The sequence below is a fragment of the Mesorhizobium sp. LSJC269B00 genome, assembly GCF_000502815.1.
Taxonomy (GTDB): domain Bacteria; phylum Pseudomonadota; class Alphaproteobacteria; order Rhizobiales; family Rhizobiaceae; genus Mesorhizobium.
Map to the genome: position 1 here is coordinate 423,571 of NZ_AYVN01000004.1, position 25,642 is coordinate 449,212.

At 63.6% G+C, this 25,642-nt stretch carries 25 protein-coding genes; 16 read left to right on the forward strand and 9 right to left on the reverse strand.

The window, feature by feature from the left end; genetic code table 11:
* Positions 1-243: 243 nt before the first annotated feature.
* The 5 genes from lpxC (at position 244) to X771_RS152060 (ending at position 7,156) form a co-directional block, all read left to right on the forward strand.
* Positions 244-1,191, forward strand: a complete 948-nt coding sequence (gene lpxC / locus X771_RS152080) for a UDP-3-O-acyl-N-acetylglucosamine deacetylase (protein ID WP_023688036.1) — start codon at positions 244-246, stop codon at positions 1,189-1,191.
* 263 nt (positions 1,192-1,454) lie between these two features.
* A complete protein-coding gene (locus X771_RS152075; RefSeq protein ID WP_023668284.1) occupies positions 1,455-2,324 on the forward strand; it encodes an outer membrane protein assembly factor BamD in 870 nt (289 codons plus the stop codon).
* Positions 2,325-2,543: 219 nt separating this feature from the next.
* Positions 2,544-4,217 (forward strand): DNA repair protein RecN, encoded by a 1,674-nt coding sequence (gene recN, locus X771_RS152070; RefSeq protein WP_023688037.1) that lies wholly within the window; start codon positions 2,544-2,546, stop codon positions 4,215-4,217.
* Between the two features lie 111 nt (positions 4,218-4,328).
* A complete protein-coding gene (gene ligA, locus X771_RS152065) occupies positions 4,329-6,464 on the forward strand; it encodes an NAD-dependent DNA ligase LigA (protein ID WP_023688038.1) in 2,136 nt (711 codons plus the stop codon).
* The gene (locus tag X771_RS152060) at positions 6,464-7,156 is read left to right on the forward strand and encodes a TIGR02453 family protein (RefSeq protein ID WP_023688039.1); all 693 of its coding nucleotides are present in this window, start codon (positions 6,464-6,466) and stop codon (positions 7,154-7,156) included. The genes ligA and X771_RS152060 overlap by 1 nt, the downstream gene beginning before the upstream one ends.
* Positions 7,157-7,178: 22 nt before the next feature.
* On the opposite strand, the gene X771_RS152055 is transcribed toward X771_RS152060, so the two are convergent.
* On the reverse strand, positions 7,179-7,937 hold the full coding sequence (locus tag X771_RS152055) for an SDR family oxidoreductase (RefSeq protein WP_023688040.1): 759 nt from the start codon (positions 7,935-7,937) through the stop codon (positions 7,179-7,181).
* 115 nt (positions 7,938-8,052) lie between these two features.
* On the opposite strand from X771_RS152055, the gene X771_RS152050 reads away from it, so the two are divergent.
* Together X771_RS152050 and X771_RS152045 are read left to right on the forward strand one after the other, a co-directional pair.
* Positions 8,053-8,781, forward strand: coding sequence for an AzlC family ABC transporter permease (locus tag X771_RS152050; protein WP_023688041.1), 729 nt, complete (start codon positions 8,053-8,055; stop codon positions 8,779-8,781).
* Positions 8,778-9,074 (forward strand): AzlD family protein, encoded by a 297-nt coding sequence (locus X771_RS152045; RefSeq protein ID WP_023688042.1) that lies wholly within the window; start codon positions 8,778-8,780, stop codon positions 9,072-9,074. Before X771_RS152050 ends, X771_RS152045 begins: the two co-directional genes overlap by 4 nt.
* Before the next feature lie 155 nt (positions 9,075-9,229).
* On the opposite strand, the gene X771_RS152040 is transcribed toward X771_RS152045, so the two are convergent.
* From X771_RS152040 to X771_RS152030, 3 genes are all read right to left on the reverse strand, one after another.
* Entirely contained in the window at positions 9,230-11,074 is a 1,845-nt protein-coding gene (locus X771_RS152040; RefSeq protein WP_023688043.1) for an aminopeptidase P family protein, read from the reverse strand.
* A gap of 104 nt (positions 11,075-11,178) precedes the next feature.
* Positions 11,179-12,051: a 50S ribosomal protein L11 methyltransferase gene (locus X771_RS152035; protein WP_023682125.1), complete on the reverse strand. Its 873-nt coding sequence runs from the start codon at positions 12,049-12,051 to the stop codon at positions 11,179-11,181.
* A gap of 82 nt (positions 12,052-12,133) precedes the next feature.
* A complete protein-coding gene (locus tag X771_RS152030; RefSeq protein ID WP_023682124.1) occupies positions 12,134-12,709 on the reverse strand; it encodes an SCO family protein in 576 nt (191 codons plus the stop codon).
* A 181-nt stretch (positions 12,710-12,890) separates the two neighbouring features.
* Between X771_RS152030 and X771_RS152025 the strand changes: the two genes are divergently transcribed.
* The 4 genes from X771_RS152025 to X771_RS152010 all read left to right on the forward strand — a co-directional run bounded on the left by X771_RS152025 (position 12,891) and on the right by X771_RS152010 (position 14,953).
* Positions 12,891-13,409, forward strand: coding sequence for a CreA family protein (locus X771_RS152025; RefSeq protein WP_023753104.1), 519 nt, complete (start codon positions 12,891-12,893; stop codon positions 13,407-13,409).
* A 91-nt stretch (positions 13,410-13,500) separates the two neighbouring features.
* Positions 13,501-14,142, forward strand: coding sequence for a DapH/DapD/GlmU-related protein (locus X771_RS152020; RefSeq protein WP_023688044.1), 642 nt, complete (start codon positions 13,501-13,503; stop codon positions 14,140-14,142).
* A gap of 150 nt (positions 14,143-14,292) precedes the next feature.
* Positions 14,293-14,475, forward strand: coding sequence for a hypothetical protein (locus X771_RS152015; RefSeq protein ID WP_023688045.1), 183 nt, complete (start codon positions 14,293-14,295; stop codon positions 14,473-14,475).
* A 46-nt stretch (positions 14,476-14,521) separates the two neighbouring features.
* Positions 14,522-14,953 carry a low affinity iron permease family protein gene (locus X771_RS152010; protein WP_027050613.1) on the forward strand — a complete coding sequence of 144 codons (432 nt, stop codon included), beginning with the start codon at positions 14,522-14,524 and terminating at the stop codon, positions 14,951-14,953.
* Between the two features lie 26 nt (positions 14,954-14,979).
* Here the strand turns inward: X771_RS152010 and X771_RS152005 are convergent, their stop codons facing one another.
* The gene (locus X771_RS152005; protein WP_023688047.1) at positions 14,980-15,846 is read right to left on the reverse strand and encodes an SDR family NAD(P)-dependent oxidoreductase; all 867 of its coding nucleotides are present in this window, start codon (positions 15,844-15,846) and stop codon (positions 14,980-14,982) included.
* A gap of 130 nt (positions 15,847-15,976) precedes the next feature.
* On the opposite strand from X771_RS152005, the gene X771_RS152000 reads away from it, so the two are divergent.
* The gene (locus tag X771_RS152000; RefSeq protein ID WP_023668298.1) at positions 15,977-16,258 is read left to right on the forward strand and encodes a hypothetical protein; all 282 of its coding nucleotides are present in this window, start codon (positions 15,977-15,979) and stop codon (positions 16,256-16,258) included.
* Positions 16,259-16,270: 12 nt separating this feature from the next.
* Here X771_RS152000 and X771_RS151995 read toward each other — a convergent pair whose 3' ends face one another.
* The gene (locus X771_RS151995; RefSeq protein WP_023682120.1) at positions 16,271-16,846 is read right to left on the reverse strand and encodes a TMEM175 family protein; all 576 of its coding nucleotides are present in this window, start codon (positions 16,844-16,846) and stop codon (positions 16,271-16,273) included.
* A gap of 153 nt (positions 16,847-16,999) precedes the next feature.
* Here X771_RS151995 and X771_RS151990 point away from each other — a divergent pair, with 153 nt between their 5' ends.
* Complete coding sequence (locus X771_RS151990) at positions 17,000-18,208, forward strand: MFS transporter (protein WP_023688048.1); 1,209 nt, start codon at positions 17,000-17,002, stop codon at positions 18,206-18,208.
* Between the two features lie 3 nt (positions 18,209-18,211).
* On the opposite strand, the gene X771_RS151985 is transcribed toward X771_RS151990, so the two are convergent.
* Complete coding sequence (locus tag X771_RS151985; RefSeq protein WP_023688049.1) at positions 18,212-19,684, reverse strand: MATE family efflux transporter; 1,473 nt, start codon at positions 19,682-19,684, stop codon at positions 18,212-18,214.
* 198 nt (positions 19,685-19,882) lie between these two features.
* Between X771_RS151985 and X771_RS151980 the strand changes: the two genes are divergently transcribed.
* Positions 19,883-20,671: a L,D-transpeptidase gene (locus X771_RS151980; protein WP_023688050.1), complete on the forward strand. Its 789-nt coding sequence runs from the start codon at positions 19,883-19,885 to the stop codon at positions 20,669-20,671.
* Between the two features lie 78 nt (positions 20,672-20,749).
* Here X771_RS151980 and X771_RS151975 read toward each other — a convergent pair whose 3' ends face one another.
* Positions 20,750-22,225, reverse strand: coding sequence for an esterase-like activity of phytase family protein (locus tag X771_RS151975; RefSeq protein ID WP_023688051.1), 1,476 nt, complete (start codon positions 22,223-22,225; stop codon positions 20,750-20,752).
* Positions 22,226-22,386: 161 nt separating this feature from the next.
* The gene (locus X771_RS151970; protein WP_023688052.1) at positions 22,387-23,412 is read right to left on the reverse strand and encodes a LacI family DNA-binding transcriptional regulator; all 1,026 of its coding nucleotides are present in this window, start codon (positions 23,410-23,412) and stop codon (positions 22,387-22,389) included.
* 194 nt (positions 23,413-23,606) lie between these two features.
* On the opposite strand from X771_RS151970, the gene X771_RS151965 reads away from it, so the two are divergent.
* Positions 23,607-24,638, forward strand: coding sequence for a Gfo/Idh/MocA family oxidoreductase (locus X771_RS151965; RefSeq protein ID WP_023688053.1), 1,032 nt, complete (start codon positions 23,607-23,609; stop codon positions 24,636-24,638).
* Positions 24,638-25,543: a sugar phosphate isomerase/epimerase gene (locus tag X771_RS151960; protein WP_023682114.1), complete on the forward strand. Its 906-nt coding sequence runs from the start codon at positions 24,638-24,640 to the stop codon at positions 25,541-25,543. The genes X771_RS151965 and X771_RS151960 overlap by 1 nt, the downstream gene beginning before the upstream one ends.
* Positions 25,544-25,642 lie beyond the last annotated feature (99 nt).

Consider the following 25,642-nt stretch of genomic DNA (forward strand, 5'->3'; position numbering starts at 1 on the left):
ACAGGCAGACGAGAGATTGTCTGCCTGTTACGTTTAAAGTGGTTTAATAACAAGGCGTTACGATGTGACGCTCAAGGTCTGTCGCGGTTACACAGAGTAAGAAACCGTGATTTGGAGTCTCCCTGACAGACCATTATCTTTGCCGCAGCACTTTCGGTGTGCTGGGATTCGGGGAAGTGGCCCTGCCTGCCGATAAAAAAGAGCCGCGCCTTTTGGGTTAAAGCGGACTTAGGCGTTTGGGCTATGGGGTTTGTCTTGCAAGACTATCAGACGACACTGAAATCGCGTGCAACGCTGACCGGTACCGGCGTTCACAGCGGCAAACCGGTCACCGTCAATTTCCTCCCTGCGGACGCCGACACCGGCGTGCTCTTCCACCTTTCGAACGGAAGCGAGAGCCGCGAGTTCCGCGCGCTGGTTGCTGAAGTCGGCGCGACCGATCTCTGCACCATGCTCGGCGATCCGGCAGGCGAGCATATCGCCACCGTCGAACATCTGATGGCGACGCTTTTCGGGCTCGGCATCGACAACATCGTCATCGAGATCGACGGTCATGAGGTTCCGATCCTCGATGGCAGTGCGGTGGCGTTCGTGGAAGCCATCGACCAAGCCGGCATCGATACGCTGGCGGTCAAGCGCCGCTACATCAGGGTGGTCAAGCCCGTCCGCATCGAGAATGGCGCGTCCTGGGCCGAGTTCAGGCCCTATAGCGGCACGCGCTTCGAGGTCGAGATCGATTTCGAAAGCCCGGCGATCGGCCGCCAGCTATTCGCCTCCGACATCAACCCCGACATCTTTCGCCAGGATATCGCGCGCGCCCGCACCTTCGGCTTCATGAAGGATGTCGAGCGGCTGTGGGCGGCCGGCTATGCGCTGGGCTCCTCGCTGGAGAACTCGCTGGTGATCGGCGACGACAACCGGGTGATCAACATGGGCGGCCTGCGCTACCCCAATGAGTTCGCTCGCCACAAGACGATGGACGCGATGGGCGATCTGGCGCTGGCCGGCGCCCGTTTCATCGGTTGCTTCCGCTCCTATCGCGGCGGTCACCGGATGAATGCGGCTGCTTTGCGGCGGCTTCTGTCCGACCGTTCGGCCTTCGAGGTCGTCGAGACCACGCGCCGCGAGCGCGGCCGCACCGCCGAGATGAGCGCCGTCACCGGCCCTGTCTTTGCGCCCTGGGTGATCTGATTCTTAACGATTTTCTGGCTTTCTGAACGCTGGCCGGTGTTGCACGAAAGCATCACCGGCCAGTGAAAGTGCGTAGCATTCGGGGCAACACCAAGCCGCCACAAAAATGTGCGATTGGCTAGACATAGCGTTGCTGGGCAAGGCAGTTATGGTTTATGGCTGCTGCCGTCTGTTAGGCGCATGTCGCTCAAAAGTGGGGATCAGTTTTGAGGGAACGCCATGCGAAAGGCATTGAACTAACGCCGAAAGGGCGCAATCCAATCATGTTCTTCAAGCGAGTTGGTCAATCGAAAGCGCCGTATCGGGCTGTTTTCCTGGCGCTTTCGGTGGTTGTGCCATCGCTCTTCCTCTCGGCCTGCATGTCGTCCGAGAAAGACGTCGACCTGTCGACCTATGTCGACCAGACCGAACCGGCCGACGTCCTTTACAATCAAGGCCTTGCCAATCTCAATGCCGGCCGCCTGGATGAGGCGAGCAAGAAGTTCGACGCCGTCGACCGCCAGCACCCCTATTCGGAATTCGCCCGCAAATCGATGGTGATGGGCGCCTTCGCCGACTATCGCGCCGGCCGTTATGACGAAGCGATCGGCTCGGCCAAGCGCTATCTCACGCTCTATCCGTCGACCGACGACGCGGCTTACGCCCAGTATATTATCGGGCTGAGCTACTACAAGCAGATCAAGGACGTCACCCAGGATCAGAAGGAAGCACGCCAGACCGTGCAGACGATGCAGGATCTGGTGACGCGCTGGCCGACGTCGGAATATGTCGACGACGCCAAGGAAAAGATCCGTTTCGCCAACGACCAGCTGGCCGGCAAAGAGATGCAGATCGGCCGCTATTATCTCGAGCGGCGCGAATACATTGCTGCCGTCAAGCGCTTCCGCAACGTGGTCGAGAACTATTCCAACACCCGCCATGTCGAAGAGGCGCTGGCGCGTCTGGCCGAAAGCTACTACGCGATGGGCTTGACCTCGGAAGCGCAAACCGCCGCTGCGGTGCTCGGCACCAATTATCCCGACAGCCAATGGTACAAGGATACCTACAAGCTGTTGCAGAGCAACGGGCTTGAGCCGCGCGAGAATGCCGGATCGTGGATATCCAAGGCCGGCAAGCTGATCACCGGCGCCTGACGCCCGAGCATCGACTGAGGCGGAACGCGCTTTTCGGATTGATCCGACGCTCAAACAAAAAGATAGTGCGGCGCTGCGACTCCATCGGTCGCAAGCCGTTTCACCAGCGGTTCAGTGGTTTAATTGAGGCGCTGAACCGTCCTAACTTTTTGTTGTACGCAATTCCGGACGGAAAACCGCTACGCACTTTTCCTGGAATTGCTTGAGGTCCAGGTTCTGATGCTTTCCAGACTGTCGATCCGCGATATCGTCCTGATCGAGAAGCTGGATATCGACTTCCAGCCCGGCCTTTCCGTGCTGACCGGTGAAACCGGCGCCGGCAAGTCCATCCTGCTCGACGCGCTGTCGCTGGCGCTTGGCGCGCGCGGCGACGCCTCGCTGGTGCGCCACGGCGCGGCTCAAGGCCAGGTCATTGCCGTCTTCGATGTGCCGCGCAACCACCCGGTGCGCGCGCTGCTGGCCGAAAACGCCATCGAGGATGACGGCGACATCATCCTGCGCCGGCTGCAGACCGCGGATGGCCGCACCCGCGTCTTCGTCAACGACCAGCCGTCCAGCGTCACGCTGATGCGCGACATCGGCCATGCGCTGGTCGAGATTCACGGCCAGCATGACGAGCGGGCTCTGGTCGACCCCGGCGCGCATCGCGAATTGCTGGACAGTTTTGGCGGCCATCTGGGCGCTGCCCGCGCGACCGGCGAGGCGTGGCGCTACTGGCGTGGCGCCGAGCAGGAGTTCGTCAGGCACCGCGCCAAGGTCGAGGCAGCGGCGCGTGAGGCCGATTACCTCAGGGCCTCGGTGGCGGAACTGGCAAAGCTCGATCCGCAGCCCGGCGAAGAGACGCAACTGGCGGAGTTGCGTGCAACGATGATGCGGGCGGAAAAGATCGCCTCGGAAATACACGACGCACAGGATGTGCTGTCAGGCCCGTCCTCGCCACTGCCGCAACTGGCCAGTTTGCTCAGGCGCCTGCAGCGCAAGGCCAGCGAAGCGCCGGGCCTGCTCGAGGATGTGGTGAAGTCGCTGGACGAGGCGATGCTGTCGCTGGATGCCGCGCAATCGGGCGTCGAGGCGGCATTGCGCGCCACCGAATACGACCCGCAGCGGCTGGAGAAGGCGGAGGAGCGGCTGTTTTCGCTGCGTGCGGCCTCACGTAAGCACAGTGTGGCCGTCGACGATCTGGCGCAACTGCGCGACACCATGTCCGCCGATCTCGCCGATCTTGATGCCGGCGAGGGGCGCCTGTATCTCCTGGAAAAGCAGGCCTCAGCGGCGCGCGAAGCCTACGATATTTCCGCAGCCCAGCTGTCCTCGCTTCGCCATGCGGCCGCGGTCGGCCTGACCAAGGCTGTGATGGCCGAATTGCCGGCGCTGAAACTGGAACGGGCTGAGTTCATCGTCGAACTGGCCAGCGATGGCGAGAACCGCATGGAAGAAGGCATCGACCAGGTCGAGTTCTGGGTGCGCACCAATCCCGGCACCAGGCCCGGCCCGATGATGAAGGTCGCCTCCGGCGGCGAGCTGTCGCGCTTCCTGCTGGCGCTCAAGGTGGCGCTGGCCGACCGTGGCTCGGCGCCGACATTGGTCTTCGACGAGATCGACACCGGCGTCGGCGGCGCCGTGGCCGATGCGATCGGCCAAAGGCTGGCCAGGCTGTCGAAGCGCGTGCAGGTGCTGTCGGTCACGCATGCTCCGCAAGTGGCGGCACGTGCTGCGACGCATTTCCTGATCTCCAAATCCGGCGGCTCGGACAAGGTCGCCACCGGCATCGCCGAAATGGACCGGGCGGCGCGCCAGGAAGAGATCGCGCGCATGCTGGCCGGCGCCACCATCACCGAAGAGGCGCGCGCAGCCGCCGAACGGCTGCTACGCGAGAATATTGCTGCAGCGTAGTCGTCGCACGGCTTTCGGACTGAGTCAGGATATGGCTCCATCCCGCTGTTCAGGAATGCTTTTTCCGAAATCCTGATTTATGGTGTCGCGCCACTGTCCAGGGACCGCTGCATGTCTGAAAAGCCAGTCGAATCGTTGAGCGAAAGCGAAGCCGCGGATGAGCTCCAGCGGCTGGCCGAGGAGATCGCCGGTCATGACAGGCGCTATCATGCCGAGGACGCGCCGACGATTACGGACGCGGAATATGACGCGCTGCGGCGGCGCAACCTTGCCATCGAGGAGCGGTTTCCCGGTCTGGTACGCGAGGATTCGCCCTCGCTGCGGGTCGGCGCCGCGCCGGCGGAAGGCTTTGCCAAGGTGCGCCATGCGGTGCCGATGCTCAGCCTCGCCAAGGCCTACACAGACGAGGACGTCACCGATTTCATCGAGCGTGGCCGGCGCTTCTTCGACCGCGACAAGGATCTCGACATCGCGTTTACGGCCGAGCCGAAGGTCGACGGACTGTCGGCGTCGCTGCGCTATGAACGCGGCGTGTTCGTGCAGGGTGCTACGCGCGGCGACGGCGCTGTCGGCGAGGACATCACCGCCAATCTCAGGACCATCGCCGACATCCCCGCCAAGCTGAAAGGATCGGGCTGGCCCGAGACCATCGAGANCAGACGTGTGCTCTTCCGATCTAATACGGCAGCGGGCTCCTTGCGACAGAAGGATGCGTCCGTCACCGCCAGCCGCAATCTTAAATTTTTTGCTTATGCCTGGGGCTACACGACAGCGGATCCGGCGCCGACCCAATATGATTCGGTGCAGAAATTCGCCGAATGGGGGTTCAAGGTCAGCCCATTGATGGTGCGGGCGAAGTCGGTCGAGGAGCTGATCGCGCACTACCACAAGATCGAGGAGCTGCGTTCGTCGCTCGGCTACGACATCGACGGTGTCGTCTACAAGGTCGACCAGCTGGAATTGCAGCGTCGCTGGGGCTTTGTCACCGGTGAGCCGCGCTGGGCCGTTGCGCACAAATTCCCGGCCGAACAGGCGATGACGACGGTGCAGAAGATCGACATCCAGGTCGGTCGTACCGGTACGCTGGCGCCGGTGGCGCGGCTGGCGCCGGTCACGGTTGGCGGCGTGGTGGTCGAAAACGTCACGCTGCACAATGAGGACTACATCAAGGGTTTTGACAGCAACGGCTTGCCAATTCGCGACGGCATCGATGTCCGCATCGGTGACACGGTTGTCATACAACGGGCGGGCGATGTCATTCCGCAGATCGTCAGCGTCGTCGTCGACAAGCGGCCGGCTGATGCGGTGCCTTACGAATTCCCGCACATTTGTCCGGTCTGCGGCTCGCCGGCGACGCGCGAAATCAACGAGAAGACCGGCAAGGAGGATTCGCGCCGGCGCTGCACCGGCGAGCTGATCTGCGCCGCGCAGGCCGTGGAGCGGCTGCGTCATTTCGTGTCGCGCGGCGCGCTCGACATCGAGGGGCTGGGCGCCGAGAATATCGACCTGTTCTTCAATTCGGGACTGGTCAAGACCGCCGCCGATATCTTCACCCTCAGGGATCGCCGCCCGGCCGTCACCAGGGCGCTGGCCGAGCGGCGCGAGGAGCAGGCCAGGCAGCGCGAGGCGGCATCGGGCAAGGCGCGCAAGAATGTGCGCGGTGTCGAGGACCGCAATTATGAAGGCCTCGACAAGCTGTTCGCGGCCATCGATTCGCGCCGCGAGCCGGAGCTCGACCGCTTCATCTTCGCACTCGGCATCCGCCATATCGGCGAAACGACGGCGGCCGTGCTTGCCCGGACGTTTTCGACCATCGAGCAGCTGATCCGCGTCGGCAAGGAAACGGCGGCGGCTGAGGATCCGCACAGCGTCTTCCCCTCCATCAACGGCATTGGCGACACGGTGATCGATGCGTTGCGCGATTTCTTCGGCAATGAACGCAATGACGACGTGCTCGACAGACTGCTCGAACAGGTCAAGCCGAAGCCGTATGTCGTCACCGTGTCGGCCGACAGCGAGGTTGCCGGCAAGACCATCGTCTTCACCGGCACGCTGGAAAAGATGACACGCTCCGAAGCCAAGGCGATGGCCGAACGGCTCGGCGCCAAGGTGGCGGGTTCGGTGTCGGCGAAGACCGATCTGCTGGTGGCCGGGCCGGGCGCAGGCTCCAAACTGAAGCAGGCCAGCGAACTCGGCGTCGAAGTCATCGACGAGGACACCTGGCTGCAACGGGTCGGCAAGGCGTGATGGCCGGTTCGTTCAAAGGGTTCGGGCAAAAGGCCCTACCGTTCCTCAAGGCGCTCGACTTCCACCAGAGCCGCGAATGGTTCCAGGAAAACCGCGCGCTTTACGACAGCGAGTTGCATGAGCCGTTCTGCGATCTGGTCGAGACGCTGACCGAGCGCTTCGCGGCGGCGGGTCTGGGCTTGCGCGGAGACCGCAAGAAGTCACTGTTTCGCATCAACCGCGACGTGCGCTTCGCCAAGGACAAGCGGCCCTACAACCAGCATTTGTCGGCCATGCTGTCGCCGGATGGCACGAAGATGGAGCAGGGCGTGTTCTTCGTCTATGTCGGGATCGACCGCTGCTTTGCCGATGTCGCCTGGTGGAATCCGGAGCCGTCCCTGCTGCTGGCGATGCGCAAGGCGATCGTCGCCCGGCCGGCCGAGTTCCGAAAACTGCTCTCAACGCTGAAGAAAAACGGCTTCGAACTTGAAACCGAGGGCCGCATGAAGCGCACGCCGCGTGGCTTCGAGCAGGTCAACGAACCCGATCTTGTCGACGCCATCCGCAACCGGCACTTCTATGTCCAGCACATGATCGATCCGGCTGGAATTCACGCGCCGACGCTGGTCGACGAGCTTGTCGATTTCGCCTTGCGCGCCAAGCCGCTGCTTGACTGGGGCAGGGCGATCCAGGGCACGGCACCGCGGAGCTAAATCAGCCCGGCGCACTGCACGGCTACATCCGCATCAAAAGACCACCGTCGACTGCCAGTTCGATGCCGGTGATGTAGCTTGCCGCATCGGAAAGCAGGAATAGCGCGGCATTGGCCATGTCCTGCGGCGTGCCGATGCGGCCGAGCGGCGCATAATTGGCAACGGCCGCGCGTTTCTCCTCGGTGTCCCAGCGCGCCTGCAGCGGCGTCAACGCCATGCCCGGGCAGATCGAATTGGAGCGGATGCCATCGCCCGCCAACTGCATGGCGAGCGACTTCGACAGCGCACAGACGCCGGCCTTCGATGCCTGGTAGGCATCCTGCGGGGTCGGATCGCCGCGATACCACTGGATGGTGGAGAAGTGCACCATGGCGCCGCCGCGTCCGCCGGCCCGCATATGGGGAACCACCGCCCGCGCGGTGTGGACGAAGGATTTCAGATTGATGTTGAAGACCTGGTCCCAGACATCGAGGTCCATCTCGAGGGCCGATTTGTCGCGACCGAACCAGAGCACGCCTGCGACATTGGCGAGATAATCGATGCCGCCGCGCTTGCGGCCCGCGGCATTGATGGTCTGCTCGACAAAGGCGGCGTCGGTAAGGTCGCCCTGGGCAAAGGTGAGCCGGTCGTCATAGGCGGCAAGCGACGCCGGACGCGGCTTGACGTCGATGGCGGTGACCGAGGCGCCGGCCTCGAGCAGCGCCAGCGAGATCGCCTCGCCCATGCCGCCACCGGCGCCGGTGACGACTGCGTGCCTGCCGGTGAAATCATAAGCGATCATCCGAACCCCTTACCTGTTTTTACAACATCAGTTTCGCTGATTTGTTGGCTCAAGCGAATTCGTCTGACTTTTCAAACGCCGGCTCCTACATAGCAGCGCGAGATGGGAATGTGACATGTCGGCAGAGACCTTAAGCGAAAATTCCGTGGCCAGCGACTTCTGGGACGGCGTGCGGCTGTCGATGCCGGTGGTTGTCGCCGCGGCGCCATTTGGGCTGCTGTTCGGCGCCATCGCCGTCGACAACGGCTTTTCCGTTCTCGAAGCTTTCTTGATGAGCGCGCTGATCTTCGGCGGCGCCAGCCAGATGGTCGGCATCGAATTGTTCGGCCAGCATGTCGCGCCATGGCTGATCGTGCTGTCGATCTTCGCGGTAAACTTCCGTCACGTGCTTTACTCCGCCAGCATCGGCCGGCGAATCGCGCACTGGCCGGTTATCAGCCAAGCGCTGGGCTATTTCGTGCTCACCGATCCGCAGTTCGCGGTGGCGGAGCGCAAGGCCGAAGCCGGCGAGACCGTTGGCTTTGCCTGGTATATGGGCCTTGGCCTGCCGGTGTATGTGTTCTGGGGGATCGAAAGCGCGCTGGGCGCGGTTTTCGGCAAGCTGATCCCCGACACGCATGCGCTCGGCATCGATTTCCTGCTGCCGATCTATTTCCTCGGGCTGGTCATGGGCTTTCGCAAGCGGCCGCTCTGGCTGCCGGTGGTGATCGCCAGCGCCGCCGCGTCGATCATTGCCTACCAAACTGTGGGATCGCCCTGGCACGTCTCCGTCGGCGCCGCTGCCGGCGTGCTTCTGGCCGTCATCCTGCCGCCGCACCATAGCGGCGTGGAGGCAAAACGATGAGCGCGACTTTGTGGATCATCATTGCCGGCGCGCTCGCCACCTATCTCACCCGCGTCGGCGGCCATCTGGTGATCTCGCGTTTCGACCACATCCATCCACGCGTCGAGGCCGGCTTGAACGCAGTGCCGGCGGCGGTGCTGACGACGCTGGTGGCGCCCGCCGCACTCAGCGCCGGACCGGCGGAATGGGCGGCACTGGTCGTCGCCGCTGTGGTCTCGCTGCGCGGCGGCCTGATGGCGATGTTTCTGGCCGGGGCGGTGGTGCTGATCCTCGCCCGGCAGTTTGTGGCATAGGGCGCCTGCGCGCGGAACAGTTTCGAACTGTCGGCGCCGCCGCTCATTGCCCTGCCGGGCGTTCGTCACTCGAAAAGCCAAGCAATTGGCTTTTCGTCCGCTTCGCGGACCGCTCCTCACCTCCCCGTATAGTGACGGGGAGAAAGAAGCTCATTTCAGATCTTGGCATCATGCGGCAGTGGTGCCGTCGCCTTCTCCAGCCAGGCCAGCGTCTCGCCGTCGAGCATCGGGCCGATCTCGGCCAGCACCCAGGCATGGTAAATATCCAGCCAGTGCAACTCCTCGCGCGTCAACAGGTCGGTGCGGATCAGCCTGATATCGATCGGCGCCAGCGTCAGCGTCTCGAAACCGTGCATGGCGATGTCGCCGCCCTCCACCTGTTCAGCCGGTGTCACCAGGATCAGGTTCTCGATGCGGATGCCGTAGGAGCCTTCCTTGTAATAGCCGGGCTCGTTGGACAGCATCATGCCGGCCATCAGCTTTTCGGTGCCGGTGCGGGCGATGCGCTGCGGCCCTTCATGCACGGCCAGATAGGAGCCGACGCCGTGGCCGGTGCCGTGGGCAAAGTCGCAGCCATGCTTCCACAGCGCCATGCGCGCCACCGCGTCGATCTCCGAGCCGCGCGTGCCGGCGGGAAAGCGCAGCGTGGAAATGCCGATCATGCCCTTCAACACCAGCGTGAAGCGCTCGCGCATCTCCTCGGTCGGCTGGCCGATCGGCACGGTGCGGGTGATGTCGGTGGTGCCATCCTGATACTGGGCACCGGAATCGAGCAGGAACAGCTCGCCGTTTGCCAGCTCGCGGTTGGTGGCGCGCGAGACGCGGTAGTGCATGATGGCGCCGTTCGGGCCGCTGCCGGAAATGGTGTCGAAGGAGACGTCGCGCAGCGGCATCTGCGTTTCCTCGCCGGTCTGCCGGCGCACCTCCTCCAGCTTGGTGACAACGGTTATTTCGTCGAGCGTGCCCGGCTTCTGCCGTTCCAGCCAGCACAGCAGTTTCGCCACCGCCGCCCCGTCTCGGCGGTGCGCGGCGCGGCTGCCGGCGATTTCCGCCTGGTTCTTGGTGGCGCGCGGAATGCGGGCGGGATCGGCTGCTGAAACAAATGTGCCGCCATTGTCCTCGACCAGCATTCTCAGCTTTTCCGCCGCCAGTACCGGATCGAGCGCGATCTTGGCGCCGCCCTTGGCAAGGGCTGCGACCGCCGCCTCGAATTCGCCGGGCTCGTACAGATCGGCGAGTTGGGTGAGATAGGCGGCAACCGTGCGCGAAAACTTGCGCTGGTCCATGAACAGCTGGTGCTTGCCATCTGCTGCAAGGATCGCAAAGCCGAGCGCCAGCGGGGTGTGCGGCACGTCGCCGCCACGGATGTTGAAGGCCCAGGCGATCGAGGAGGGGTCGGTGAGCACGGCGTGTGACGCGCCCTCCTTGCCGATTACCGCCGCCAGCCGCGCCAGCTTGTCCTTGGCGAGTTCCCCGGCAAAGCCGATCGGGTGGATTTCGACTGGCGCCACGGGCGGCGCCGGCTGATCCTTCCAGATGATGTCGATCGGGTTCCTGTCGAGCGGCACCAGCGTCGCGCCGGATTGCTCGGCCGAGGTTTTCAGCGCCTTGACCTCAGCGATCGTGTGCAGCCAGGGGTCGAAGCCAAGCCTGGCGCCCTTGCCGAGATTGTCCTTGATCCAGGAGGCCGGCGGGTTGTCGACCAGGCTCTCGTTTGCAAAAATGTCGAGATCGACTTCGTGGCGCACTTGCAAGGTATAGCGGCCATCGACGAACATGAAGGCGCGGTCACGCTGCACAAGTGCTACGCCGGCCGAGCCGCTGAAGCCGGTCAACCATTTCAGCCGCGCCGAGCGATCGGCGACATACTCGCCCTGGTGCTCGTCCGCGCGCGGCACAAGGAAACCGTCGAGGCCATTATCCGCCAGCCATCGCCGTAGCAACGTCACGCGCGGCTTGCCGACGCTGGGGTCGCCTGCGGAATCGAAGGTCTGGAACATGGTATGCCTCCTGTATCGGGCGCGACCGTAGCGCATGACCCGGAAAACCGGAATCGATTTTCGCCAATCGCAACAGGCTCGGATTGTCCAAAGCGCGTTGCGTCTCAGTGCTTGAGGTGGATCGTCACCCAGCCTTCGCGGTGCAAGGTCCTGACATGGCGGAAATTCTGGCCGACATAGGCCGAGATCACCGCATTGCACTGGCGCTCGAGGATGCCGGACAGCACGATCGAGCCGCCGAGGCTGATGTGCCTCGCCATCTCAGGCGCCAGCCGCATCAGCGGCCGCGCCAATATGTTGGCGACGATGAGGTCGAAAGGCGCGCGCTTGCCGAAGATCGGGTGGTGGAAGCCGGGCGCCGTCACCGTTTCGACCAGTGCCTTGACGTGGTTGAGGCGGGCGTTGGCGGCGGCGACCCTGACGGCGATCGGATCGATGTCGGTCGCCAGCACCGGAATATGCGCCAGTTTGGCGACGGCGATCGCCAGCACCGCGCTGCCGGTGCCGAGGTCGAGGGCATTCCTGGGACGTTCGCGGCGCACGACCCGTTCCAGCATTTCGAGGCAGCCGGCAGTGGTCCCGTGATGGCCGGTGCCGAAGGCAAGGCCGGCCTCGATCTCGATGGCGAGTTCGCCGCTGTGGCGCTTCCGGCGGTCATGCGCGCCATGGACGAAGAAACGTCCGGCGCGCACCGGTTTCAGTCCCTCCAGCGAGCGCGCCACCCAGTCGATGTCGGGCAGAACCTCGCGCTCGATCGGCTTCGACAGGGACAGTCCGGCAAGGCTGTCCCTTAGCCGCGCCTCAACCGCGTCGACATTGCCGTCGGTGTAGAGCGAAACCTCGTAGATGTCGCGGTCTTCATCGACTTCGAGCACGGCGATCGGCAGGCCTTCATCCTCGAAAGCTGGCTCGAGCGCGGCAAAGATGCGGTCGGCCTCGATCTTCCCAGCGATGAAGTGGAGCCTGGTCTGACCCATCAGCTGTTCTCTTGCTTGAGCATGATCTCTGGACAACACTTTTCTGTCCGAGAAAACCGGATTCCACATTTCGGGATCATGCCTAGCCTGCCGCCAGCCGCTTCAGCTTGGCGATCGCGGTATCGGCGCTTTCGCCATAGGCTATGGTGCCCGAAAACTCGCCCTTGGCGTTGAGCAGCAGCGCGGAGGCGGTGTGGTCCATCGTGTAATCGCCGTCGCCGGTGTCGACCTTCTTCCAGTAGATGTTGAAGGACTTCGCCATGGCGTGCACCTTGTCGGGATCGCCCGATATGCCGACGATGCGGTCGGAGAAATTGCTGACGTAAGTGTTCATCACCGGCGGCGTGTCGCGCTCTGGATCGACGGTAACGAAGTAGGCGTTGAGGTTCTTGCCGTCGTCGCCCAGCGCCTTCAGCCAGCCGGCCATTTCGAACAAAGTGGTCGGGCAGACTTCCGGGCAATGGGTGAAGCCGAAGAAGACGATGCTGGGTTTTCCCCTGAAGGCGGCTTCGGTGATTGGCGCGCCTTTCTGGTCGACCAGCGTGAATGGCGCACCATACGGCTCGCCACCATAATGGCCGCGATAGAAGTCAAAGGTGAGCCAGCCGATGCCCGCCGCCATCAGAACCAGAATGCCGACCAGAATTGAACGCATCATCAGGAAGTGTCCGTCGCAGAAATCGAGCGCCGGATCGGCGCTCCTGTTGGCGAGCAGTCTTAGCCGGTCGCAGGGAGCAAGGCAAAGATGCCGCGTTGCCGCAACCGGGCTGGACGCTACCTTGCAAACAGCTGGCCCTTATCCCACCTGAGAGCGGCAAACCGAACCTGAGGAGGCTCCCTTGCAAAGACGGACTGGGCAGAGACGGATTGGGCAGAAACTGATCGGCGGCGCGCTGGCCGCATGCATTGCCCTTGGCGCCGGTGCCGCCGCGGCAGAGGAGGTCGGCAAGGTCGGCGTCGATTGGGTCGGCAACGACATCATCGTCGAGGCGATCAAGGACCCCAAGATCGACGGCGTGACCTGCCATGTCTCCTATTTCGACCGCAGCGTCATCGACCGGCTGCACAAGGGCAACTGGTTCGAGGATCCGTCTGATTCCTCGATCTCCTGCCGCCAGACCGGGCCGATCACCATCGGCGACATCGACATGAGCGAGGGCGGCGAAGAGGTGTTCAAGCAAGGCATCAGCCTGATCTGGAAGAAGCAGGTGGTGAACCGCATCTACGACAAGAAGAACGAGACGCTGATCTATCTCTCGCATTCGCGCCAGGTGCAGGACGGCTCGGCGAAAATGTCGGTGACGACCGTGCCGCTGTTCGGCCAGAACGTGGTGTGGACCGGCGGCAAGCCGAAATAGCCGGTCGGAGCCGACGCAAGATCGACCCGCCTGCGGGCCCGACGGCGACGCGACAATTGCTTCCGCAATTGCGCGGGGGTAAATCCGCCAGATGGACCGTACCGAAAACCTCGTCCTGAAAGATCCGGAGCCGCGCATCCATCCGACCGCGGAGCTGAAAGCGTGCAAGCTTGGCCGCTATGCCTCGATCGGCGAACGGGTGGTGCTGCGCGAGGTCAATGTCGGCGATTTCTCCTATTTCGAGCGCCACGCCGAGGCGATCTACACGACGATCGGAAAATTCTGCTCGATCGCCGCCAACAGCCGCATCAATGCCTTGGAGCATCCGATCGAGCGGATCACGCAGCACAAGCTCAGCTACCGGCCGAACGAGTATTTCCGCTGGCTGGGCGTCGACGCGGCGTTCCGCGCGCGGCGGCAGGCCAAGGCGGTCGGCATCGGCAACGATGTCTGGATCGGCCATGGCGCCGTCATCATGCCCGGCATCAGCATCGGGAATGGCGCGATCGTCGGCGCCAATTCGGTGGTGACGCGGAATGTACCGGCCTACACAATCGTCGCCGGCGTACCGGCGAAGCCGTTGCGCATGCGCTTTCCCTCCGAGATCGCGGCGCGGATCGAAAGCCTCGCCTGGTGGGACTGGCCGCCGGAGAAACTCGCCAAAGCGGTTCCCGACATGCAGGCCTTGCCGATTGAGGATTTCCTCGATCGCTGGGAGCAAGAGCATTCCTGAGAGCTCGCCGCGCGTGCGCGGTTTCATCGACTGGCTGGCCGAAATCCTGGCGCCAAAATTCTGAACGGCACGTGTCGGGAAGAGTTCCGCCGGTCTGCGGCAACGCAACGAACCCCTTCCGCCATGCGGGGGTGGCGCAGCGGAAGGGGCTTGGAGACAAATCCGCGTGAAGCGGAACGAACAGGTTTTGGCCTGCATGGCGACTATGGCAACAAACCGATAAGGCGGCTTTTCACGGCGCTGCGCCTTTGGCGTGCATTCAATTGCATCAAGGATGCCATCTGCGACAGGGAACCGGAAGCGGCTGCCGGTTGTTTATTGTTGGAGCGATGAATGCGGCCTTGGTCAGTTTATCGCGCTTGAGCCGTCGAGGATGTGAATGATCGAAAAGCTGTTTACCAGAATCGCCAACACCGTTTCGCACTTGGCGGGCCTGCCGCCGACTTTCATCGCCTGCTGCGCCATCGTTATCGTCTGGGCGGTAAGCGGGCCATTCTTCGGCTTTTCCGATACGTGGCAGCTCGTCATCAACACGGGAACGACGATCATCACCTTTCTGATGGTGTTCCTGATCCAGAACACCCAGAACCGCGACGGCGCCGCGGTTCAGGCCAAGCTCGACGAACTGATCCGCGTCAGCGAGGGCCACAATCATTTCATCGGCATCGAGCACCTGACCGAATCCGAGGTCGAGGAGATCAGAGACAAATGCGAGCGGGCGGCAAAACGCCATGACCACGAGCTCGCCGAACTCGCGGCCAAGAAGGCCGTCGCGCAAAAGCGCACCGCGAAAAAACGCGCGGCCGCCTGACTCTCGGCTTTGCCTGAGTTCGACGATCAGTTTCCCATAAAGGCCGCGAAAGCGTCCTTATGGTCGGGGTGCCAGCGCGAGAGAGCAGGCCGGTTCTCGATGATGTCGCCGATCGCCCAGGCCATGCGCTTTTCATCGGTCGGCCGCATCACCTCATTGTCGGGGCACAGGATGTAGAAGTCCCCACGCGCCAGCGAAGCCAGCATGAAGTCGACCACCTGCTCGCCGGTCCAGGCGCCAGCCGGTTTTTCGACCGCTCCTTCGGTGAGGCCGGTGAAGGTGAAGCCGGGAATGAGAAGATGCGCCGCGACCTTCGCGCCCGGCTCGTTGCGCAATGCGTGCGCCAGGCCTTCGGTGAACGTCTTCAATGCCGATTTGGATACGTTGTAGGCGAGATTGCCGGGTGGCGTGGTGATGCCTTGCTTGGAGCCGGTGTTGATGATCAGGCCCGGCTCTCCGGAGGCCAGCATGGCCGGCGCAAAGGCCTCGACGCCATGTACGACGCCCCAGAAATTGATGTCGATCAGCCGCTTCCAGGCGTCGCCGTTCTCCCACGGTTTTCCCGGATTGTTGCCGACGCCGGCATTGTTCATCAGCAGCGATACGGCGCCGAAAGCGGCATGCGTCTTTTCCGCCAGCCGGCCGAGTTCGTCGGCCTTCGACACGTCGGTGGCGACGGCAAGCACGGCATTCTCGCCGGTGATCGCGGCGACTGCCTGGCGGGCCGCATCGAGGCGCGCGCCGCCAATGTCGGCCAGCACCAGTCTCATGCCCATAGCCGCCAGCCTTTTGGCAGCGGCAAGCCCGATGCCGCTGGCGCCCCCGGTGATGACGGCGACGTTGCCTCGGCTGAGGGCGGGCAAAGCGGACTGGATTTCGGCGTCGGAGGTCATGATCTTTTTCCTAGGGTTCGGGTGCGCCGAACTTAGCGCGGGACGCGCATCGTGCAAGGCCGTCCCGCGTGTTCGGGTTGACCGCATCAACGGCGGCCGTGCATGCTGCGGCTGAACAGGAGACTGCCTATTGACCGACTGGGTTGCGATCCTGAAGGAGCAGACCGCCACCGGCGACCAGATGGGCCGCGAGGTGCCGCAGATGCTTGCCAATCCGGACATAAGCGAAGCGCAGGTGAAGACCTTGTTTTCGGCACTCGAAAAACAGGCCGAGTTCGTCGAGAAATTGCGCATGGCGCTGGAAAAATTCGGCCATGATTTTTCGATCATCAAGGCGGCCGAGCGGCTGGAGGAGCGCTATGCCGACCTTGCGGCGTCGGTTGCCGAAAAGCTGAAGGCGATGCGCAAGTAGAGTCGTCCTACGCTACTTTTCCAGCACCCGCGAAAAACGCGTGTCCGGCACGAACCAGACGGCGGCCACCAGCACGAAGATCGCAACGCCGATCCATTGGTTGACGAAGGCAAGCGGGACGGCGGCGGCGTAGAGGGCCACCGAGATCTTGCCCTTGCGGTCATTGCCCAGCGCCTTGGCGAAGGCGGTGTCGTTGCCGTGCAAATGGTGCAGCTTGGTGGCGAGAAAGGTGTAGGCGACCGCGCACAGCACCAGGTCGATGCCATAGACGGCGACGGGGACCGGCGCGAAATGGTTCTCGCCCATGAAGGCCGTCGTTGCCGGCATCAGCGACAACCAGAACAGAAGGTTGAGGTTGGCCCACAGCACGCGGCCGTCGACCCTTTGGACGGTGTGGAACATGTTGTGCAGATTGTTCCAGTAGATACCGACATTGATGAACGACAAGACATAGCTGAAAAAGATCGGCCACAGCGGCAGAAGCGCTGAAAAATCCTCGCCATGCGGCACTTTCAGCTCCAGCACCATGATGGTGATGATGATGGCGACGACGCCATCGGTGAATGCCTCGACTCTGCCTTTTCCCATGGATTCTCCCTCTCGATGGAAAGACGTTAAGCGAGGATTTCGGGCAAGACCATCCTGACAAGGTTGTCAGGATGAAGTTCGGCGCGTGGAACGGCCATCCTTACATGGACGTTGGGGCGCAATTGGGCGTTGGGCGATTGGCCGGAGGTTGCCATGACCAGCTATGCCGAGACCATAACGCGCGACAATGGACTCGATGGCCGGCCCGCGATGGCCGCGGTTGCCGCCATGATCGCCGCTCTGTTCGCCGGCAGCACGGTGCTGACGCCGCTTTACGTCATCTACAAGCAGGCCTTCGGTTTCTCGCAGATCACGCTGACGCTGGTCTACGCTGTCTATGTCGTCGGCAATCTCGGCGCATTGCTGATGTTCGGGCGCTTGTCCGACGGCATTGGCCGCCGTCCAGCGGCGCTGGCGTCGATGGCCATAGCGGTGGTCAGCGCGGTGGTGTTCCTGCTGGCCGAGAATGTTGCATGGCTCGATGTCGCCCGCATATTGAGCGGCCTTGGCATCGGCGTCGGCGCGGGAACCGGCACGGCCTGGCTTGCCGAATTGATCGAAGGTAAGGACAAATCGCGCGCGGCAATCATCGCCACCAGCACCAACTTCGTTGGCCTTGGCCTCGGCGCGCTGGCATCGGGCCTGCTCGCCGAATATGCGCCCTGGCCGTTGAGACTAACGTTTGCGGTCTATCTTGCCTTGCTGGTGGTGGTGACGCTGCTGATCTGGCGTACCCGCGAAACCGTGTCCCGGCCGGGCAGGCTGACCGACGTTTCGTTGCGGCCACGGCTATCGGTGCCGAGCGATATCCGCGCTGCCTTCGTGGCGCCGGCGGTCACCGGTTTCGGCGCCATGGCGCTGGTCGGCTTCTATGCAGCCCTGGCGCCGAGCATCCTGGCGCAGCAACTGCATGTGGCCAACCATGCCGAGGCCGGCGCGCTGTTCTTTGAACTGTCGATCGTTGCGGCCGCGACCATTCTGGCCACGACCCGACTGTCCAGCCGCGCCGGCATGCTGGCCGCGCTGGCGCTGATGATCCCGGCCGTAGGGCTGATGGTTGCGGCTCAGTTTTTCGCGTCGATGTCCCTGATGGTTGCCGCCACCGCTGTGTGCGGCGTGGCGGCGGCGCTCGGCTATCGCGGCGGCCTGCAGGTGGTGAACCAGATCGCACCTGCCGAGCGTCGCGCCGAATTGGTGTCGGCGTTCTTCATCTGCTGCTTCTGCGGCAATGCGCTGCCGGTGATCGGCATTGGGCTGCTGTCGAGTTGGGCCACTCCGACGACGGCAAGCCTGGCCTTCGCCGGCATGATCACGCTGTTCTCTGTCGTAGCGCTGGGGTTCGGCGTCAAATACGCGCGCTGAGCCTCACCCGTTTGGCGTCTCGGGCGCCATGTTTGCCCGTCCGCGCGGGATGCCGAGGCCGGTGTCGGGCGGCTCGCCGGCGGCCGGCCGGTCCTCGATCATGTGCATGGTGCGCCAGCGGCCGAAGCGATAATAGGCGGCGGCCAGCACCAGCGAGGTGATCGATCCCGCCGGAAAACTCCACCACAGCGCTTCCTCGCCGATGTAGCTCCTGAAGAAGTAGGCAAAGCCGGTACGCACGACCAGCACGGAAATCACCAGAATGATCAGCGGCGGCATCACGGCACCGGTGGCGCGCACGGTGGCGAACAGCACGATGGTGACGCCGAACAGGATGAACGACCAGGACGCCACCTTGTTGATGTGGGCTGCAATGTCGATTGCGGTGCTGTCGCGGCTAAGGAACAGGCCGAGCACCGGCCTGTCGAAGAGGAACAGCAGCGCCACCAGGGCGCCGGTGAGCACCAGGTTGAAGCCGACGCCGGACGCCGCGATGCGACCGATGCGGTCCCAGCGCCCGGCGCCGACATTCTGGGCCGCCATCGACGAGACTGCGGCTCCGATCGCCAGTGCAGGCATCTGGATATAGGTCCACAGCTGCGCCGCGATGCCGTAGGCGGCGGCGACCTGCGAGCCGTAGGAGTTGACGATGCCCATGACGGTCAGCGCCGCCGCCGAAATGACGATCATCTGCAGGCCCATCGGCACGCCCTTGAAGACGACGATCCTGAGCAGCGCCGGATCCGGCCGCAGCAGAGCGAGGTTGGCGCCGGCGAGCCGCAGCGGATGCTTTCTGGCATAAAGCACGACGAGGATGGCGATCACGCTCACTGTCTGGCCGATCAGCGTCGAGGTGGCGGAGCCGGCGATGCCGAGCTCGGGGAAGGGGCCGATGCCGCGAATGAGCAGCGGATTGAGGATGATGTCGAGCACGACGGCGAGCGCCATGAAGAAGAATGGCGTGCGCGAATCACCCGCACCGCGCAGCACCGTCATGACGAAGGACAGAAGATTCATCATCGGCACGGCGACGAAGATGATACGCAGATAGGAGCGCGCCAGCGGCAGCGCATCGGGCGGGGTGCCCAGTGTGTTGAGGATGGCGTCGACCCAGATCCAGCCGCAGACGGCGAAGATAGCCGAGACGAGGAAGAAGAAGCTGGCGCTGGTGCCGACGATGCGCCGCGCCTCGGGCAGGTCGCGGGCGCCGACCGATTGCGCCACCAGGATGGTGGCGGCCATGCCGATGCCGAACACGGTGCCAAGAATCAGGAACAGCACCAGATTGGCGTTTGAGGTCGCCGTCAGCGCCGATTCACCGAGGAAGCGGCCGACCCAGACGGCGTTGATCGAACCGTTGAGCGACTGCAGCACATTGGAACCGAGCACCGGAAGCGCGAACAACAGCAGCGTGCGAGGGATTGGGCCGCTGGTGAGATCGCCGGTGCGCCGGCGCGGGGGTATTTTTTCGTCCATGGGCTGTTCGGCGAAGGTTCATCTCAAAGTCCGCCCGGCAATGATCGCCGATTTGACGGACAAGGTCGATGCGGCATTGGAACATGCCACCTGGCGGCTTCACGCTAATCAGTTCTCAAAACATCCGGAATGGGATATGGGTCGTCGCCGCGTGGGGTCGCATATCCTGTTGGATATGATGAATAGGCTGGGGGGATCATGTCCGACAATCCGCTTTTTTCCGAGCGCCTGAACCGGCGCGCGTTTCTTGGAATATCCGCTTTGGGTGCCGCTTCCATGGCGCTTTCAGCCTGCACCACGACCGATGTCGTGGTGCCGCCAACGCCCGCCCCGGCGCCTGAACCGGCTCTGGGCGATGCCGCCATCATGTATTCGGCGCGCGTCGATGAGGGCTTTTCATTGCCGGCAATCCCCGTGGCCAAGCTCGATCCGAAGTTCGTGCGCCAGATCGTGGACGATCCGACCGGCGAAAAACCCGGCACGATCGTCGTCGATACATCCGAGCATTTTCTCTATCTGGTGCGCGACGGCGGCAAGGCAATGCGCTATGGCGTCAGCCTCGGCAAGGCCGGGTTTGGCTGGACCGGCAGCGCCGTGATCCAGGCGCGCAAGAAATGGCCGGTGTGGACGCCGCCGCCCGAAATGATCCAGCGCCGGCCGGAACTGGCGAAATACAAGGACGGCATGCCGCCCGGACCGCAGAGCCCGCTCGGTGCGCGCGCGCTCTATCTGTTCCGCGACGGCAAGGACACGATGTACCGGCTGCACGGCACGCCGGAATGGGATTCCATCGGCAAGAACGCGTCGTCGGGCTGCGTGCGCTTCATGAACCAGGACATCATCGACCTCTACAGCCGGGTCAACGGCGTAGCCCAGGTCTATGTGCGCCCGAACCTGTCGGCCGCGGGCAAGATCATGGCTGTGTCGAGCCGGACCGCCGAGCCGATCGATGCCGGCGTGCCAAGGGATGCGGAGATTTTGAAATAGGTGCCTTCACGGCATCGCTGATCGCCGACAGACGGTTAGAGGCGGACGCGCCGGGCGCGTCCGCCTTTCCGTATACGGCTACTTGTTGGCGAGGCCCGGAAGCGTGACCTGATAGACCAGGAACATGGTGTCGACATCGGCGCCGTCGTCGGCCTTGTAGGGCGCGCCGACCTGAAAACCGTCTTGGGTGAGAAAATCGTTATCGTTGCCGACGAACAGGAAATAGTCGTCGGGCAGCGCCGGATCGAGCAGGCTGACCACAGACATTGCTTCCCACTTCTCCGAGAGATTGTTCTTGTCGTTCGGCTTGCCGTCATGCAGGCCGAAACGGCCGAGTTCCTTGTTGTCGTTGATGTCGATGAACGGCGTCAGCTTGGCCGGCGTCACCGAGGGGTCGAGCACGCCCTTGGGCGCCAGCGGCTTGTCGGCGGCATCGAAGGCGCCGCCGGCAATGTCGGTGGCGCCAGAGACGTCGACGACGAAAATCTGGCGCAGCAGCGAAGTATCGCCCTTCACCCCCTGGCCGTTTCCGCTGTCGCGCGCCAGCATCAGGAAGGTCTTGTCGGACAGCGCCACGATTTCGCTCTGCGCGGCGACCTTGGTCTTGTCCTTGGCGTCCTTGAACACCGGCAGCGGCACGGCATATTCATGCACCAGCTTGAGATGGGCCGGGTCGGAGGCGTCGTAGACCAGCGCGCGGGTGTTCTGGCGCGTCGCGGGCGAATCGCCGCCATCCTGGCGGGGCGCCGACTGCAGCACAGTGATCAGCGACTTGCCGTCCGGCGTCAGCGCCATGCCTTCGAGGCCTTGATTGTTCTGGCGGCCGGTTTCGGGATCCTTCGGATCGGGTTCGGCTGCACCGGGGCCCGGATTGTCGGAGGCGAAGTTCGGCGCGCCCTTGCGCATCGGCACCAAAGCGGCGGGCGGCTGCGTTGCCGACAACAGATGGCCGTCGGCCGAGAAGCGGTAGATGTTGGGGCCGTATTCGTCAGAGATGAACATGGTGCCGTCGGGCAGCCGCGCGATCGCCTCATTGTCGAGCGCCAGCTTGCCATTGGCCTCGGGCAGGATCGGCAGGTCGCCATTGGCCGCGCGCACGCCGTTGAGCGGATCGAGGCCGGTGGCGTCAGCGCCCTTGTCGTCGGTGAGGAGCAGGGAATCGGCAAGCGTCGCCTTGACGCCTGTCTGTTCCTGGCCGGAGGTGGGCGTGGCGCCTAGTGCGGCCGGCGTGAACTCGATGCGAATAGTGTTGAGGCGCGGCCGGTAGTCGGTGGTGCCGACGACATTGTAGCCGCGGTCGGGCAGCAACCAGAGCGAGCCCTTGTAGCCGTCCGCGCCACGGGTCCAGCTTGCGGCGTCGATCGACATGCCGGAGCCGGAGCCGAAGGTCTCGCCGAACTTGTCCTTCTGATCGGCCGGGATGCGGCCGACGCCGACCAGGCCCTTGTTGACGAAGCCACCAACGGTGGCTGTGCTGTCGGCAAGGGCAGGGGTCAGGGCGGTAAACAGCGCCAGCGCGGCGCCGAGCGACACGGTTCGGTGCGAGATTTTCATGGAGATCCTCTTTGTGACAAGCCTTGAGCGGCGCAAAGGGGCCACCGCATCGCATCGACGATGTCGCCCTCTCGCAAAGCGGTCTAGGACGCGAACATGATACTTGCGTGACAGAGCGGGCCTCTTCCTTCTCCCTTGTGGGAGAAGGGAGAGACGCACTATCAATCGCTGTCGCGCGCGATCAGCTCCAGCGGCCAGACTTCGCGGATGATGCGCGGACCTTCCGGGCCGGCAAAGGCGGGAAGCGAGGCCAGCAGCATTTCGGCCAGCCGCCGGCCCATCGGCTCCAGCGACGGACGGAAGGCGGTCAGCGCCGGTGAAAAGTAGCGGCAGAGCGGCGTGTCGACGATGACGATCACCGCGATGTCGTGGCCGGGCCTGATGCCCATCTCGGCCAGTGCCTTGCAGCCGCCGAGCGCCATTGCGTCATTGTTGAAGATGATGGCTGTGGGCCGGTCCTTGGAGAGCATCACGCGCGGCGTCACCTGGTAGCCTCCGGCCTCGTTGATGAAGCCGTCGGCGATCAGGCCGGGGTCGACTTCGATGCCATGCCGCTCCAGCGCCTTGCGGTAGCCGTCGAGGAACAGGTAGCCGAAGTTGAGATCAAGCGAAGGGCGGATGGCGGCAATGCGGCGGTGGCCGCGCGCGACCAGCCGGTCGACGGCTTCATCACCCGCCCTCTCGAAATCTATATCGAGCGAAGGATAGGTGTCGTCGCCGGATTGACTTCGGCCAAGCGTGGCGAAGGGAAAGCCGGCCTTGCTGAGATAGTCGATCCGATCGTCTTCCCGCCGTGTATTGGCCAACACGACCGCGTCGGCCCGGCGCGTCTCAACCACGCGGCGCAGCCTCTCCTGCTGATATTGGCCGGGCTCGCCCATGACGACCATCAGATCCAGGTCATCCTCGGCCAGCCGGCCCTGCAGACCGATCAGGAACGGGATGAAGAACGGTTCGCCATATTGCTGGTCGCCCGGATGCGGCTGCAGCATGAAGGCGATCGAATGGGTGGTGCCTTGCCGCAGGCTGCGGCCGGACTGGTTGGGCGAATAGTTCAATTGCTTGGCGGCGGCGAGCACGCGCTGGCGGGTGTCGGCATTGACGTCGGCGCGGCCGTTCAACGCCCGCGACACGGTGCCGATCGAAATGTTCAGGTGACGCGCTAGGTCATGGATACTGGACGCCAAGGACAGTTCTCCCCCTGTCTTGGCTAGCACCGGCTGCCGCCCAGGCCAAGGCTTCGGGATGATTTTCGCTGACAGCCGATTGACATTCTACGCCATCGGGTGTGTTCTCGTAAACGTTTACGGAGAAACGTTTACGGTGATGCCGGAAATGCCGTGACATTCGGTCTGGAGGGACCGGACGGGAGGAATGCCGGATGATGAATGCCGTCCTCGTCGGCTGTGGTGCGATGAGCAAGGCCTGGCTCGATGCCGCGAGGCAGATCGACGGGCTGGCCATTGTCGGCCTTGTCGATCTCGACGCCGAACGGGCGAAGGCGAGGGCGCACGAATACGGGCTCGACGGCGCGGTAATCGGCACCAGCCTCGACGCGGTGCTCGACCAGACCAGGCCCGACGCGGTGTTCGATGTCGTGGTTCCAGCCGCCCGGCGTGATGTCGCCTTTGCCGCCTTTGCCCATAATTGCCATCTGCTGACGGAAAAGCCGCTGGCCGATACTCCGGAAAATGCCCGCGCCATCGTCGATGCGGCACGTAACGCGGGGCGTATCCATGCGGTCGTGCAGAACCGCCGCTACGTCGCCAATGTCCGGCGCATCAGGCGCTTTCTCGACTCCGGCGCCATCGGCAAGCCAACCAGCATCCATGCCGACTTCTTCGTCGCGCCGCATTTCGGCGGCTTTCGCGAGGAGATGGCGCATGTGCTCTTGCTCGACATGGCGATCCACACATTCGATGCCGCCCGCTACATGGTCGCAGGCGATCCCGCCGGTGTTTTTTGCCAGGAATGGGAGCCGGCCAATTCCTGGTACCGGCAGGGTTCCTCGGCCAGCGCTATCTTCGATCTCGGTGGCGGCAAGCGGTTCACCTATGCAGGCTCTTGGTGCGCGGCGGGCTTCCGCACCAGTTGGGAGAGCACATGGCGCATCGTCGCCGAGCACGGCAGCCTGGTCTGGGACGGCGAGGACGGGCTGAAGGCCGAAGTTGTGTTGTCGGTCCGCGACGGCCTTTTCGACCTGACCCAGCCCATCACAGTACCGCCGCTCGATTCCGCCGACCGCATCGGCGGTCATCTCGGCGTCATCAAGGATTTCATCCACGCCATCGAGACCGGCAGCGAGCCGGAAACCCGTGGCAGCGACAACATCAAAAGCCTGGCCATGGTTTTCGGCGCCATCGAAAGCGCCGAGACCGGACGGCGCGTCGCAATCACACAGGAAGCATCATGATGCCAAACCCGCTTCTCGACATCCGGATCGGCACCATGGTGCGGGCCAATCTCGAAGACCCCGCCGCCTACATCAAAGAGATTCTGCCGCTCGGTTTCGAGAGCATCCAGCCCTTCTTCTGGCAGACGCTGGGCGGCAAGGATTTGCGGCGGCTCGCCGGTGAGATTCGCGAGGCGATCGGCGATGCCGATGTCGCCGTGTCGTCGATCGGCGTGTTCGGCAATCCGCTGGAGGATGGCGAGGTCGATCGCGGCGTGCTCGCGGCCTGGGAAACCGTCATCGACAACGCGCATCTGTTCGGCGCCTCGACGGTCAGCGGCTTCACCGGCCGCCTTCGCGGCAAGAAGCTGACCGACAGCCTGCCGCGCTTCCGTGAGGTCTGGGGACCACTGGCCAAGCGCGCCGCCGACAAGGGCGTGCGCATTGCCTTCGAAAATTGCGCCATGGACGGCAACTGGGCGGCCGGCGACTGGAACATCGCCCACAATCCCGATGCCTGGGAGTTGATGTTCAACGAATTGCCCGACGACAATCTCGGCCTCGAATGGGAGCCCTGCCACCAGCTTGTCTACCTCATCGACCCGATGCCGCAGATCCGCAAATGGGCGCCGCGCATTTTCCATGTCCACGGCAAGGACGCGACGGTGCGCTGGGATGTGATCCGCGAGCACGGCGTGTTCGGCAAGCTGCCCTTCGTGCAGATGCGCACGCCCGGGTTTGGCGACAGCGACTGGACGCGGGTGATCAGCGAATTGCGGCTGGCCGGTTACAAGGGCGCCATCGACATCGAGGGCTGGCACGACCCGGTCTATCGCGGCGACCTCGAAATCACAGGCCAGGTGCGCGGGCTGGAATACCTCAAGCAATGCCGGGGAGGAGCGACCTACCTGCCGAACCCGGCGTGACCGAGAGCCGGTGGGAGGAGCCGGCCTGACAGATTGCCAAGCACTGCCGACAAGCACTGCCGACAGGCGAACGACGAAACCCCTCGGCTCACCGAGGAC

Coding starts and splice junctions, on each gene's coding strand:
- lpxC (WP_023688036.1), top strand. CDS start 244: ATGGGGTTTGTCTTGCAAGACTATCAGACGACACTGAAATCGCGTGCA.
- X771_RS152075 (WP_023668284.1), top strand. CDS start 1,455: ATGTTCTTCAAGCGAGTTGGTCAATCGAAAGCGCCGTATCGGGCTGTT.
- recN (WP_023688037.1), top strand. CDS start 2,544: ATGCTTTCCAGACTGTCGATCCGCGATATCGTCCTGATCGAGAAGCTG.
- X771_RS152060 (WP_023688039.1), top strand. CDS start 6,464: ATGGCCGGTTCGTTCAAAGGGTTCGGGCAAAAGGCCCTACCGTTCCTC.
- X771_RS152055 (WP_023688040.1), bottom strand. CDS start 7,937: ATGATCGCTTATGATTTCACCGGCAGGCACGCAGTCGTCACCGGCGCC.
- X771_RS152050 (WP_023688041.1), top strand. CDS start 8,053: ATGTCGGCAGAGACCTTAAGCGAAAATTCCGTGGCCAGCGACTTCTGG.
- X771_RS152045 (WP_023688042.1), top strand. CDS start 8,778: ATGAGCGCGACTTTGTGGATCATCATTGCCGGCGCGCTCGCCACCTAT.
- X771_RS152040 (WP_023688043.1), bottom strand. CDS start 11,074: ATGTTCCAGACCTTCGATTCCGCAGGCGACCCCAGCGTCGGCAAGCCG.
- X771_RS152035 (WP_023682125.1), bottom strand. CDS start 12,051: ATGGGTCAGACCAGGCTCCACTTCATCGCTGGGAAGATCGAGGCCGAC.
- X771_RS152030 (WP_023682124.1), bottom strand. CDS start 12,709: ATGATGCGTTCAATTCTGGTCGGCATTCTGGTTCTGATGGCGGCGGGC.
- X771_RS152020 (WP_023688044.1), top strand. CDS start 13,501: ATGGACCGTACCGAAAACCTCGTCCTGAAAGATCCGGAGCCGCGCATC.
- X771_RS152010 (WP_027050613.1), top strand. CDS start 14,522: ATGATCGAAAAGCTGTTTACCAGAATCGCCAACACCGTTTCGCACTTG.
- X771_RS152005 (WP_023688047.1), bottom strand. CDS start 15,846: ATGACCTCCGACGCCGAAATCCAGTCCGCTTTGCCCGCCCTCAGCCGA.
- X771_RS151995 (WP_023682120.1), bottom strand. CDS start 16,846: ATGGGAAAAGGCAGAGTCGAGGCATTCACCGATGGCGTCGTCGCCATC.
- X771_RS151990 (WP_023688048.1), top strand. CDS start 17,000: ATGACCAGCTATGCCGAGACCATAACGCGCGACAATGGACTCGATGGC.
- X771_RS151985 (WP_023688049.1), bottom strand. CDS start 19,684: ATGGACGAAAAAATACCCCCGCGCCGGCGCACCGGCGATCTCACCAGC.
- X771_RS151980 (WP_023688050.1), top strand. CDS start 19,883: ATGTCCGACAATCCGCTTTTTTCCGAGCGCCTGAACCGGCGCGCGTTT.
- X771_RS151975 (WP_023688051.1), bottom strand. CDS start 22,225: ATGAAAATCTCGCACCGAACCGTGTCGCTCGGCGCCGCGCTGGCGCTG.
- X771_RS151965 (WP_023688053.1), top strand. CDS start 23,607: ATGATGAATGCCGTCCTCGTCGGCTGTGGTGCGATGAGCAAGGCCTGG.
- X771_RS151960 (WP_023682114.1), top strand. CDS start 24,638: ATGCCAAACCCGCTTCTCGACATCCGGATCGGCACCATGGTGCGGGCC.